This window comes from Microcoleus sp. POL10_C6 (assembly GCF_036701585.1).
GTDB lineage: Bacteria > Cyanobacteriota > Cyanobacteriia > Cyanobacteriales > Microcoleaceae > Microcoleus.
Map to the genome: position 1 here is coordinate 63,762 of NZ_JAUBRB010000028.1, position 13,124 is coordinate 76,885.

A 13,124-nucleotide genomic window follows, 5' to 3' on the forward strand; every position below is an offset into this window, starting at 1 on the left:
TTTTGGGGACAGGGCAGTGCCGTGTCCCTACCTGTTGTGTGTTAATTGGAGTCAATCGATTTTAGATTTTAGATTTTAGATTTTAGAGGCGACCCCACGGATAAATGCGGGGGCTTGAGGATTTTCGATTTTCGATTTGGGATTGATTCCACCGATAAATCACGTGGCGGGTACCATCAAGAAATTCTTGGTCAAAGTGGCGGTGTAGCGGGTAAAATTTTCAATTGGGCGATCGAACTTTCCAACAATTGCTTTTCCTGCTGGAGTTTTGCTTCTAAATTTTGAATTTGTTCTCGGCGGGCTTCAACTTCTATCAAGCGGCGAGACAATTCTTGACTCTGCAAAGTGAGAGATTGCCTCCAATCTTCTACTTTTTGGGCTTCTTGCTGCAAAAAATCGGGAGTAAAACCTGTTGTTAAATATTTCTCTACTAATTGTAGTACCCAGTTTGTAGCTGCTTGAATATCCAAAACCTGGCTATTTTGGTCAACATTTGCTAATACTAAAATCCCTGCATTTAAAACATTAGTTGCAGAGTTAATTGGATTGTGAGCAAAATCTTTCTGTAATGTCAAGAAACTTTCTTCACTAAGAATAGCCCAAGTATCATCAGAATTTTGGCAAGCCAGCAATTGCAGACTTATCTCGCCTAAATTTTCCTGATTTTGTACTTTGGCTAAATATAACATGAGGGTTATTAGTAATTGGTAAGTGGTAATTGGGTATTAATTATTGGTTATTAGTTATTTGTTGTAGGATTTGCGAGATCGTAGGGGCGGGTTTTACAAACAATCTATGCCTGAAACTAACTATCTCGTAAACCCGCCCCGGCCACAGTCAACAGTCAACTCTTAAAACAACTTTAGCCGATCGCGCCTGTGGTGCGTGAGAGTCAATATTTTCCTTGGGATTCCCAGATTTTTCGCCCTCACGCCGCCTACCAATTGACTAAAAACAGTCAACAGTTAACAGTCAGCAGTCAACAGTCAACAGTCAACAGTCAACAGTCAACTATTAAAACAACTTTAGCCGATCGCGCAAAATCTCCGCTTGTTTTTCGGCTTCCGCCAAAGCATCCCTCGCCCCCTGAACAACATCAGGAGTAGCCTTATCCACAAACTTCTGATTAGTCAAACGCGCCGCAGTATGCTTAATTTCAGCTTCCACTTTGCTCAACTTCTTTTCTAATTTAGCACGCAAAGCCGCCAAATCGACCACCCCAGCCAGAGGAATCAATACTTGCACAGTACCGACAACCCCAGCAATTGTCTGGCCCAAATCTGTATCCAAACTAGCAGTTACAGTCAGATTTTCGACTTTTGCCAAATCCTGAATGTAAACGCCTCCATCTGAGATTATTTGGCGTTCTTTCTCGTTTTCGCTTTGCAAAATCGCCGTCACCTTCACACTGGGTTTGATATCAGAATCAGCCCGCAAATTGCGAATAGTGCGAATTGTACCGAACAACAACTCAAACTGCTGTTCCAAATCAGCATCAATGAGTGATGCGTTTGCTTCAGGATAAGCTTGCAAAGCCAAACATTGATCATCACCTGTTTGAGTCAGAGTGTGCCAAATTTCCTCAGTAATGTGCGGCATAAAAGGATGTAGTAGTTTCAGAATCCCTTCCAACACCAAAGCAAAAGTTTGCTGTGCCACTTTCTTAGAATTTGGTTCAGCATCCTGTTGCAAGCGAGACTTGACTAACTCAATATACCAGTCACAGAAATCGCCCCAAATAAACTCATAAAGTCCCTTCGCCGCTTCCCCCAAACCGTAATTTTCCAAACAATTACGGCTTTGTTGCACAACTTGATAATAGCGAGAAAGAATCCAGCGATCGCACAATTCCAAACCAGCTTCCACAGAAGGACTTCCCAACTGCTGCGGAGTCTGTCCCTCCAAATTCATCATCACAAACCTGGCCGCATTCCACAACTTATTCGTGAAGTTCCGCGAAGCTTCCACTGATTTCGATTCATCAGTTTTGCGATCGTACTCCATGCGAATATTTTGACCTGCCCCAACCACTTCCTTAACCAAAGTGTAGCGCAAAGCATCAGTACCGTATTTACCAATCAACAGCAGCGGGTCGATACCGTTGTTTTTACTTTTAGACATTTTCTGACCGTTTTCATCCAACACCAAACCGTGAATGTAAACAGTATCAAAAGGCATCTTTTCAGTAAAATGTCCTGCCATCATCGTCATTCTAGCCACCCAGAAAAAGATGATATCAAAACCTGTTACCAAAGTAGTTGTCGGATAGTAAAACTCCAAATCTTTAGTTTCGTCCGGCCATCCCAAAGTTGAGAAAGGCCACAAACCGGACGAAAACCAAGTATCCAATACGTCTGGATCTCTTGCTAGCTGCACGTCATTACCAAATTTAGCCGTAGCTTTTTCCTTAGCTTCCGCTTCAGTTTTCGCAACTATAAAAGGTGTTGTATCAGTAATTTCTCCTTGGGTTTCGCTAACAGCATACCACGCCGGGATTTGGTGTCCCCACCACAATTGTCTGGAGATACACCAATCCTTTAGCTTCACCAACCAATCGCGATAAACCTTTGTCCATCTTTCAGGAACAAAGACTGGTGAGTTATTTTGGTCTAATGCTTCTAAAGCGCGTTGAGAAAGAGGATCTATCTTCACAAACCATTGAGTAGATATCAAAGGTTCGACCGGGACTTTGCCACGTTCGCTGTAGGGAACTGTATGCTTATAATCTTCTATTTTAACTAAAACCCCGTCAGTTTCTAACCGCTTTACCACATTTTTCCGGGCAACAAATCGGTCTTGTCCTTGGAACTCTCCGGCATTTTCATTTAAAGTGCCGTCCTTATTCATGATGTTAATAAACGGCAAATTGTGACGTTTACCCATCTCGAAGTCATTCGGGTCGTGGGCGGGAGTCACCTTGACACAACCAGTTCCAAAAGTCGGATCGACAAACTCATCAGCAATGATTGGAATTTCGCGATTGACGATCGGCAAAGTGACAGTTTTACCGATAAGATGCTTGTAGCGATCGTCCTGTGGATTCACAGCCACCCCAGTATCACCCAGCATCGTTTCCGGCCGAGTCGTCGCCACCTCCAAATAACCAGAACCATCCGTCAAAGGATAGCGGAAATGCCACAAATGGCCCTCAACTTCCTGCTGATCAACTTCCAAATCCGACACAGCAGACTGACTAGCCGGACACCAATTCACCAAGTAATTGCCGCGATAAATCAGCCCCTCATCGTACAGGCGGACAAACGCTTCTAAAACCGCAGCGGATAAGCCTTCATCCATCGTAAAGCGTTCACGCGACCAATCAACAGACACGCCCAAACTGCGTAATTGATTAGTAATAGTATTGCCCGATTCTGCTTTCCACTCCCAGGCCCGTTCCAAGAATTTTTCTCGGCCTAAATCGTGGCGAGTTTTGCCTTCTGCTTTGAGTTGCTTTTCGAGAATAGTTTGAACTGCGATGCTAGCATGATCCGTTCCCGGCAACCACAGGGTATTGCGTCCAGTCATGCGGTGATAGCGGACGAGGACATCAATCAGCGTCTCTTCAAAAGCGTGTCCCATGTGGAGACTGCCGGTGACGTTGGGCGGCGGGATGACGACGCAGTAAGGTTCGCCGCCGGCTTCTGGGTCAGCTTTGAAGGTTTGATGATCTTCCCAGTATTTTTGCCATTTGGCTTCGGTGGCTTGGGGGTCGTATTGCGGGGGTAGGTTTGCGGTCATTGGCGAGAGGGTGCAGGTTTTATATATAAGATTGTGCCACAGCGGGGGGAAGAGAAGAGGTTTGAACCACATCCGCGTCAGAGGCAGAGGGAAGAGCGATATTCAACGCGGGGCGAGTTTACGTTAAAATGAAGGTAAAATTAAAAGGTTTGATGGCATTATGAATGTAGCAGCACTTCGACATCAAATCGATCGATGGCTCGATCGACTCTCTCCAGAACATCTGGCATTAGTTGCGAGTTTTATAGAGTTTCTAAGCCAAAAGCAACGTCAGGGAGTAATCATTTCGCAAAATAATCTGCCAGAGGTTTTCTCAGCAGAAATCCAAGAGATGCCTCCTGCTAATTCTTTTAGTATTCCAGAACCCTCAGAAATTGACGGAGAGGGCCAATCTAAAGCAGCGCTTCTACAAGATTTTCGGCAAGCTTGGCACGAAGCCATGACTGGGCAAACCATTTCGGTTGCTCAAATGTGGGAAGGAATTGAAGAGGTTTCGACATCTTCAGTGGTAAAATCCTTTTAATATCTTATTTGACAGAAATCCCTAATCCACAACCCGCCTTCTCTGGGAGAAAGCCACGATTTTGCAGACAAACCGATTTTTTTTTGCCTTAGTCCTACTGGTAAAACAAATTGCAATAATTAAGAATCGCAATGAATAACAGTTATCAAACTCCATAAATTGCGTTTTTTGTTCTCAAACTCAAACAAAAATTTCTAGTTTGTAGGCGGGGTTTAACCTCGTATAGCAACACGGGCTACTGCTATACCTCGATTACTTCACCTCCTTATAATCCACTCCATAACTCGTATCTCGCCCCGAAAAATACGTCTTTTTCCCCGTTAAAGTTTCCAGAGTTTTTTTCGTTTCAGCCGAAGTAATCGAATTCAGCGGCACGCCGAACTTGCTAGCCAAGCCAGCCGCCACGCCCACACCTTGTCCTTGATAAATATTCACCGTCGCAATTCGCCCGACGGATACAGCCATACCGACATAACCGGACGATCGCCCGACAATTGCTAAATTCTTGACTTTGCTAGCCAAAGCGCTTTCTATGCCGAAATTATACACGGGCAGCGGCGGAATTCTCGCAGATAAATTCTTGACTCCGCCCCGCATATCGAAATCGTAGGAAAAACTGCCGATCGACTTTCCGGGTACTGTTCCTCCTTTGATAATCTCCTTCCCCGTCAACGGATCTACCACATCGCGAACGTTCAAACTTTGCCTGATATAAATCTCGTCTGGAAGAAATACTCTCACGTCTTTACCAGACTTCTTTTGTAGCCAGTATTGGAGATGTGACATTTCTTTAATCATTTCAGGAGTCGGTTTTCTACCGTTAGCTTCCATCTTCATGATTTGGTCAACTTGGTATTTAAACAGAAACCCGTTCCAGGAAAGCACATTTTTGTTATAAACGCAGACATTGCCTTTATCAAAAAAGAATCCTTTATTTTGACTAAAGGGCAGATTTCTGTCTATGTGATACGCAGCACCTATAGCTACGCTTCTGATGTCGTAGCCGTCTGTATATGGCTGATAAATCGTACTCCAGAAATTCCTCATCCAGAATTTTGTACTAGCCGGATCTTTAGATTTTGTAATGCTTTCTTTAATCTTTTTTACCAAAGGCCGATTGTAGAGAATGTCATCTTCTATTCGGCGGAATTCGGACATCGTTATACCTGTAATTCTCGGAACTACAGAGACTGCTAAAGTTTCATTTTTGGATTTTATATTCTGAGATTGATATCCTGTATAATAAGATAATCCGGCTTTTCTGGCTAATTCCGCGTCTTGAGTTACGTCAATAAAAGAGTTGGCTTTAATTCTTAAGGTGCTGCCTTTTACTTCGGCATATTCGATTTTTTTATCTACGACGTGGGGAGTAAGAGTTGAGTTGGAAATAACTCTGACTTTGGCTGCTGAAAGCATTTGCCTGAGAGCTTGATCTGCCCTTTTTGGATCTAAGCAAGATTCGGGCGCATCCGCTTTATCTAAGAATTCCTTAAAACATTGGGCGTAGGGTTGGCGATACCAACCGGGGATTTTATCTAAATCGATGTAAGCTAAACCGCCGCGGGTGAGTAAGCCGCCCAAAGGATCTCTTCCGTAGTTCGATCGCACGATCGCAACTTTGCCCTTTGCGCCTAAAGTTTTCTTCGCCCATATCGCCGCACATATCCCCGGTACTTCATCACCATATACTACTACATCGAACGTTTGCTCCGGTGATTTTTTGCGAGCTACGGGAGGCGGGCTGCTGGATTTTTGGTGAAGAGTTTCATTGTCTAAGGTGGCACTTGCTGGGTTTCTATTTGCGATATAATTTTCTATTTCTCTGAAAGTCGGATAATTAAGTAAAAGTTCTAGGCCGGCAAAGATGATTGCAATTGAAGCTAATTTCTTGAAAGTAGACAGCATTCACTTGACTCGTTTATAAATTTGCAATACCTGAAAGGGCAGTTCAGGGTTTACGGAGTTGAATATAGCACGTTTAGATAGTTTCGACACAAGTTTAAATTTTCCGGGAACCGTGGTAAACGAATCTTCTCCACCCAAACCTGGTGATGCTGTCCTTGGCCGCCAAAATGCTACAATTACATCAATTACCAATTTAAACATAAAAAACATGACTTTTGAGGCGGTTTTAAATCTGGTCAAGCACTTGTCTCTAGCCGAAAAGTTACGATTGATTAAGTGGATAGTTCCTGAAATAGAACGAGAATTAGTTGTTCGACCGGCTCCCCGCAAATCGTTGTGGGGTTTATGTGCTGACTTGGGAATTGCACCTTCTGCCGCTGATATAGATGAAGCTCGCAGCGAAGAATGGGCGAATTTCCCAAGGGAGGATTTCTAATACTGCGTGCTGTAGCTGATACTCATGCTGTGATCTGGTATATATTTGCCGAGAAAGCGACTTTCGGTGACTGCTAGAACGACAATAGAACAGATAGCTGCCGAAGGAAATCAGGTGGCTTTTTCATCAATTACATTAGCAGAAATTGTCTATCTGAGCGAGAGAGGGCGGATTAATTCAACTACTCTCGATCTATTATTGAGAGTAGTTGAGAGCGATGATGCCTTATTGGTTGAAATTCCTTTCGATCGCAATATAGCTTTGACTTTAAGGCAAGTTGACCGATCGCAAATTCCCGATTTGCCCGATCGCATTATTGCTGCTACTGCTTTGTATCTTAATGTACCCGTTATTAGTCGCGATCGCCGGATTCAATTATCTAGTATAGACACAATTTGGTAAATCTGAGTCACTCGGCGCAAGTCTAAATTTTCCGGGAAGTGTTGTTAGCGGTTTTGCCAGTGTTACTGGTTGAGGAAGGCTATTGATGTGGGTAAGGATGGTGGGTGCGATCGCATCTCAGATATCTGGTGTCGGGAAGGGCGATGGGTTACAATAATTTAAGAACAACAATTGAGTCACCTTAAACATACAGAAAAAATGGAAAAAGTTTTTGTACATCCTGAATGTCCTTTTTCAGTAAACACATTTAACCTATTGACCGAATTTTATGAAAACCCCAGCTCAGATTTTTACATGGCACACAAAAGAGATTTCTTAAAATATGTAGAAGAGCCATTGAAGTATATTTTCAGTCAGGTGGAAGATCTGTTGCCTAATTTTATCAAAAAATATATAAATTTCAAGTGGGAGAAACTTGGCTCCCTAGTTGAAACAGAAGGTTTACCATCAATAGCTTACAGTATATCTTTGGGTTATGAAGATATAAATGAGAGAGAGAATGCTTACTTAATGCTAAGATTTGACAACCAAAATTTAACTTTTGGTTTCTGTGCAGAATTTAACAATATATATCCTATGATACAGAATTATGAAATCTATTATAGAAATGACCCATTGGCAATCGGTAGCCTCAAACGTTATAACCTTCCCAATCAATATCATTGCTATTTAACTAAGCAAATAATTCGTTCTACTTCCACTGTGCAATATCGTAGGAGAATAATAAAACCTCAAAAATGTATTTATGAATTATTAGAAAGTATTATTGATGTAGCTAGCGAAGGACCAGCAGAATTTAATAACAAAAATAAAATTACTAATATTCAGGTTGCTAGATCGCTTGGAGCAGAAGAAGTATTAGGATATTCTGCAAAACAGTTAATTCACATAATATCACACACCTTTAAAAAAGTATTTCCATTATTTTTTTTGTGTTCCACTCTGCTGAAGGAGAATGATTCACCTCTAGCTATCATTCAATATTGTTCAGTCTATGGAAAGGAATTTAACCCAGTGTATCAACTAGAAGAAATTTCAGAAATTACTGCTTTTAAAATAACGCAACTAACCCAATGGATACACGCCATTAACCGCAAAGGCCAAACCATCATCCAAGGCCCACCCGGAACCGGAAAAACCTTTATAGCCGAAAAACTAGCCAAACACTTAATCGGCGGCGGTGACGGTTTCTCAGACATTATCCAATTTCATCCCGCCTACACCTACGAAGACTTTATCGAAGGCCTCCGCCCCATAACTCAAAACGGACAATTAACCTACTCAATAGTTCCCGGTAGATTCCTAGAATTCTGCGAAAAAGCCGAAGCCTGTGAAGACACTTGCGTTCTCATTATTGATGAAATTAACCGTGCAAATCTCTCTCAAGTCTTTGGCGAATTAATGTATCTCCTAGATGACCGACAAGACACAAAACGCTTTATTACACTAGCCAGCGGTAAACTATTTAGAATCCCTACAAATGTCCGCATTATCGGTACAATGAACACAGCAGACCGTTCTATTGCCTTAGTCGATAACGCACTCCGCCGCCGCTTCGCATTCATCTCTCTTTCTCCTAACTATGAACTGCTACAAAATTACCATGATAGAGAGCAAACAGGTTTTCCTGTTGATAAATTAACTAGCATCCTAGAAGATGTCAATCGCGCAATTAACAACAAACACTATCAACTAGGCATATCCTTCTTTTTGACAAAAACTTTAGCTGAAGATATCCAAGATATTTGGCAAATGGAAATAGAGCCATACCTCGAAGAATATTTCTTTGATCAGCAGGAAAAAATGGATGAATTTCTCTGGGATAAATTTAAAGACAAATTAAGCAATTCATAATCTAACGCTACCATTATTACCGAAAACACGGCGTTACAGCATCTATGAAACCAGAATCGCCCCAAATGATCGAACTCACAGAATATAAATCCGAAAGCTTTGAACGAGATTTTATCCCGGAATCAGTAGGACAAAAAATATACCAGAATTATGCCAAGGAGATAGATATAGAATTTCCCAACCCTAAAACTAAATATAAATGGGAATTAAAATCTAAAGGCAGAGTTGGTAATATTCCAATTACTCCAGAATTTAACATTTTTATCCGCCCAAAAGTTCCGATAACAAACTTATTCGGAATGCTTGACTATGCCTACAAACTTAATATCAATTTTCCGAAGGGACAGATTGAGTGCGAATCTTTAGAACAAGTCTATGAACGATTAGCTAACATTCTTGCCCACAAAATTCTCGAACGCTGTCGCAAAGGATTATATCGCGATTACTTATCCAAAACAGAAAGACTCGCCTACATTCGCGGCCGCGTCGATTTGCGGTCAGCCCTGCAAAAACCTTGGGATGTTAAACTAAAATGCCACTACAACGAACAAACAGGCGACATCGAAGATAATCAAATTCTCGCTTGGACACTTTTCATCATTGGCCGCAGCGGTTTGTGCCGTGAATCTGTTTCATCCACTGTGCGAAAAGCCTTTCACGCACTCCAAGGATTTGTTACATTAAAACATTTTAAATCAGAAGCTTGTATTGATAGAAATTATCACCGTTTGAATCAAGATTATCAACTTTTACACGCCTTATGTCGATTCTTTTTAGATAACACAGGGCCGAGTCACGAAAGTGGCGATCGCGAAATGCTCCCTTTTCTAATTGATATGGCTAATTTATATGAACAATTTGTCGCTGAATGGCTCAAAGCAAATTCACCAAAAGGCTTTTTTGTCAAACAACAACACCGAGTCACCCATGACGAAAACTATTTCGATCGCATTGACTTACTCCTAGGCGATAGTGAAACAAAAAAAGTCCAATACGTCCTCGATACAAAATACAAAGCTCCCGATAAAGTAGGCAGTAATGACCGTCATCAAATAGTTGCTTACGCAAATGCGTTAAATTGCCAAAATGCAATTCTTGTCTACCCGCAAAACCTCAAACAGCCACTAGATATAAAAAATGACGATATTCGAGTTCGCAGTCTAACTTTTTCCCTAGATAGCGACCTCCATGAAGCGGGAAAAACCTTCTTAAACTCTCTACTTCCCAACGCCTTCCCCTAACTCTACTCTGCGTCCTCTGCGCCCTCTGCGGTTCATTTATCCCCAAAAAAAGAGGCGCAATTGCGCCTCCCAAATCTTTCATGTCTGTGTTCTAAACACTAACAGCCACTTTCGCTTCTTTTGCAGTCAACTTCTCGTAAGTCGCCCGCATCTTCAATCCGACTAACACTTGGAACAAACCAGTTCCATTGTTAGAACCAGGATACTCGCGGTGCTGAAGCAACAGGTGAGTTAACTCGCCTTCATACTTCGCAGAAGTCTTGCTCAAATGGCTTTCGATGTAAATAACTTCTTCGAGATTCTCGAATTGACCATCTACTTCTAAAATCGAGACTTCGTGACCGTAGAAAGCATCAGGCCCGTAGTACATCTTAATTCCGGGATAGGAACAAGTCAGCTTGCGGCCGCAAGGAACCCAGTTAATTGTTGAACCTTCGTCAAACAAATACGCAGGCTCAAAATTGGCGATGCCTTCGCGCTGGATCATCTGCACGCGCAGAACCTTCCGCTCTTTGTCATCTTTGATCAAGTTGGTCGGCAACACTTGAATTACCACATCAGCATATTGCTTTTGCGGGTCGATGTAGGCGGTAAAATCCGGTTTGCGAGCATTGATCGCAAACAGCACGTCTTCGTAACGGTGGCCCCGTTCCGCCATGTCGCGCTGGATTTTCCAAGCAATTTTTACCTCGTCGCTGATGTCGAGGTAGACGCTGAAGTCGAGGAGCGATCGAACTCGCTCGTCGTACAGGGGATGCAGCCCCTCAATCACAATCACATGATTCGGCTCTACCCGCTCAGGAGGGTCGAGCAGACCGGTTTCGTGGTTGTAAATCGGCTTGTCGATCGCATGACCTTCTTTGAGAGCCTTCATTTGCTCTGCCATCAGGTCAAAATTGTTCGCTCTGGGGTCAAGGGCTGTAATCCCTGTTTCCTTGCGCTGCTTGCGATCGAGACAATGATAGTCGTCGAGGCAGATTACAGTAACGAAATCTTCCCCGAACAAATCTGTCAATCGGCGTAAAAAAGTAGATTTCCCGCATCCGGAATCTCCGGCAACGCCAATTAAAACCACGCGATCCGGCTTACTGGTCATAGTTTCCCTCTAACAAAATCACTGTTTACTAACTAACTCAAGTCTAGATTCCACAAAATTTCAGCCCGCAGGTAGCCACAAGCAGGCTTTGTGCTGCTTTGCTACCCCGAGAGGATCAAGTTCTCACCAGCATACAGCAGTGAGTTGACTGCCTGCCCGGGAAGACCCAAGCAATCTTCAAGGCAAGTAATTAATACTAACTTTAGCGGTTAATCTTACCAGAATGCGTCGGCCCCCTACAAGCTCAGCCTCATTAAACTGCTCGAATCTTCCTTGATCTGGTGGGGCGCTCCCCAAATCACAAGGACTTATCGGGGCAGATCCCCCGATCGGGTAAAATATTGGCAGTACGCAGACAACAATAGCTATAGGTCAACAGCCGAACGCAAAGCTGGCTCGGTGAGCGCGGCGTTCGGCTAGTAGGGATTTGATAACGCGAGCGATCGCAACTTCAACACTCCTGCCGACGTGGCGAGGCCCAGAAATTGGCGCGGCCAATTAGTCCCGATGGCCTTAAGAAAAAAGTAAATTGAGTCTAACGTCACATTCTCTTTCTTTATAACTCTGTATCGTGAAGGACAAGCAACAAATGTACAGCCCAAGCATATCTGGTGTGGCGGCCAACTCAGAATCAGGCAGCCGCATCTTTGTTTACGAAGTGGAGGGTATGCGTCAGAGCCAAGCAACTGACCAACTAAGTAACCCGATTCGCCGTAGCGGCAGCGTATTTATCTCCGTGCCCTACGAGCGCATGAATCAGGAAATGCGCCGGATTGCTCGGATGGGTGGCAAAATTATCAGCATCCGCCCCTCAAACAGCGCTCCCGAAACAAATGGCAAAGTCGCACCAGAAGCAGGGCTACAGAGTCAGAAATCTGGAGAAAAAACTAAGCCCATGACTCAAGCCAAGGAAAAAGTTCAGGTTCCTGTTAACCTCTACAAACCGGCCAATCCCTATATTGGTAAGTGCATTTCTACAGAAGAATTAGTCAGAGAAGGTGGCGAAGGCACAGTCCGCCACGTCACTTTTGACATTTCTGGAGGCAATTTGCACTATCTCGAAGGTCAAAGTATCGGGATTATTCCCGATGGGACGGATAAAAACGGCAAACCTCACAAAATTCGGCTTTATTCGATCGCCTCCACCCGTCACGGCGACCACCTCGACGACAAAACAGTCTCTCTGTGCGTCCGCCGCCTAGAGTACAAAAGCCCGGAAACTGGCGAACAAGTGTTCGGCGTTTGTTCAACTTTTCTCACCGGTTTGCAACCTGGAGATGATGTCAAAATCACCGGCCCCGTAGGCAAGGAAATGCTCTTGCCCGACGACGAAGAAGCCACCATTATTATGATGGGTACCGGTACAGGTATTGCTCCTTTCCGGGCTTATTTGTGGCGGATGTTTAAAGAAAACAATCCCGATTACAAATTCAAAGGTTTAGCTTGGCTGTTCTTAGGAGTTGCTTACACTCCCAACATTCTCTATAAGGAAGAGTTGGAGCAATTGCAGCGCGAGTTCCCCGATAATTTCCGCTTGACTTATGCCATCAGCCGCGAGCAAAAGAATGCTGACGGCGGCAAGATGTACATTCAAAACCGGATTCAAGAGAACGCTGAGCAATTGTGGGAATTGGTTCAAAAGCCAAATACTCACACTTATATCTGCGGTTTGAAGGGTATGGAAGGCGGAATTGATGAGGGAATGTCAGCCGCGGCTGGCAAGTACGGCGTTGACTGGGCTGCGTATCAGAAACAGTTGAAGAAAGAGCACCGTTGGCACGTTGAAACTTATTAATGTGTTACCTGATTTAATCTGATTTGTAGGGTGGGCTTGGCTCGCCCTACAATTTTTGAAGCAGTTTTGAGTCTTGAGGGGCTGGTTCACCCAAGACAAGTGTAAAATATACAGTAAGCTCACCGAAAAAGGGA

General features: G+C 43.5%; 10 protein-coding genes. 6 read left to right on the forward strand and 4 right to left on the reverse strand.

The genetic code is table 11. The features are described from left to right. Positions 1-191: 191 nt before the first annotated feature. The gene (locus tag QUA34_RS17210) at positions 192-689 is read right to left on the reverse strand and encodes a hypothetical protein (RefSeq protein WP_333329941.1); all 498 of its coding nucleotides are present in this window, start codon (positions 687-689) and stop codon (positions 192-194) included. A 325-nt stretch (positions 690-1,014) separates the two neighbouring features. Then, on the reverse strand, positions 1,015-3,738 hold the full coding sequence (locus tag QUA34_RS17215; RefSeq protein ID WP_333388515.1) for a valine--tRNA ligase: 2,724 nt from the start codon (positions 3,736-3,738) through the stop codon (positions 1,015-1,017). Positions 3,739-3,898: 160 nt separating this feature from the next. Here QUA34_RS17215 and QUA34_RS17220 point away from each other — a divergent pair, with 160 nt between their 5' ends. Continuing rightward, positions 3,899-4,261: a hypothetical protein gene (locus tag QUA34_RS17220; RefSeq protein WP_333068154.1), complete on the forward strand. Its 363-nt coding sequence runs from the start codon at positions 3,899-3,901 to the stop codon at positions 4,259-4,261. A 252-nt stretch (positions 4,262-4,513) separates the two neighbouring features. Here QUA34_RS17220 and QUA34_RS17225 read toward each other — a convergent pair whose 3' ends face one another. Then, on the reverse strand, positions 4,514-6,166 hold the full coding sequence (locus QUA34_RS17225; RefSeq protein WP_333388518.1) for an FAD-dependent oxidoreductase: 1,653 nt from the start codon (positions 6,164-6,166) through the stop codon (positions 4,514-4,516). Positions 6,167-6,224: 58 nt separating this feature from the next. On the opposite strand from QUA34_RS17225, the gene QUA34_RS17230 reads away from it, so the two are divergent. From QUA34_RS17230 to QUA34_RS17245, 4 genes are all read left to right on the forward strand, one after another. Continuing rightward, positions 6,225-6,602, forward strand: coding sequence for a hypothetical protein (locus tag QUA34_RS17230; protein WP_333388521.1), 378 nt, complete (start codon positions 6,225-6,227; stop codon positions 6,600-6,602). Between the two features lie 66 nt (positions 6,603-6,668). Next, on the forward strand, positions 6,669-7,004 hold the full coding sequence (locus QUA34_RS17235; RefSeq protein WP_333388524.1) for a PIN domain-containing protein: 336 nt from the start codon (positions 6,669-6,671) through the stop codon (positions 7,002-7,004). A gap of 198 nt (positions 7,005-7,202) precedes the next feature. Continuing rightward, a complete protein-coding gene (locus QUA34_RS17240) occupies positions 7,203-8,858 on the forward strand; it encodes an AAA family ATPase (RefSeq protein WP_333388527.1) in 1,656 nt (551 codons plus the stop codon). A 44-nt stretch (positions 8,859-8,902) separates the two neighbouring features. Next, the gene (locus tag QUA34_RS17245; RefSeq protein WP_333388529.1) at positions 8,903-10,099 is read left to right on the forward strand and encodes a 5-methylcytosine restriction system specificity protein McrC; all 1,197 of its coding nucleotides are present in this window, start codon (positions 8,903-8,905) and stop codon (positions 10,097-10,099) included. A 91-nt stretch (positions 10,100-10,190) separates the two neighbouring features. Here the strand turns inward: QUA34_RS17245 and QUA34_RS17250 are convergent, their stop codons facing one another. Continuing rightward, positions 10,191-11,195 carry a phosphoribulokinase gene (locus QUA34_RS17250; RefSeq protein ID WP_333035850.1) on the reverse strand — a complete coding sequence of 335 codons (1,005 nt, stop codon included), beginning with the start codon at positions 11,193-11,195 and terminating at the stop codon, positions 10,191-10,193. A 589-nt stretch (positions 11,196-11,784) separates the two neighbouring features. Between QUA34_RS17250 and petH the strand changes: the two genes are divergently transcribed. Next, complete coding sequence (gene petH, locus QUA34_RS17255; RefSeq protein WP_333388532.1) at positions 11,785-12,990, forward strand: ferredoxin--NADP reductase; 1,206 nt, start codon at positions 11,785-11,787, stop codon at positions 12,988-12,990. The last annotated feature ends 134 nt before the right edge of the window (positions 12,991-13,124 follow it).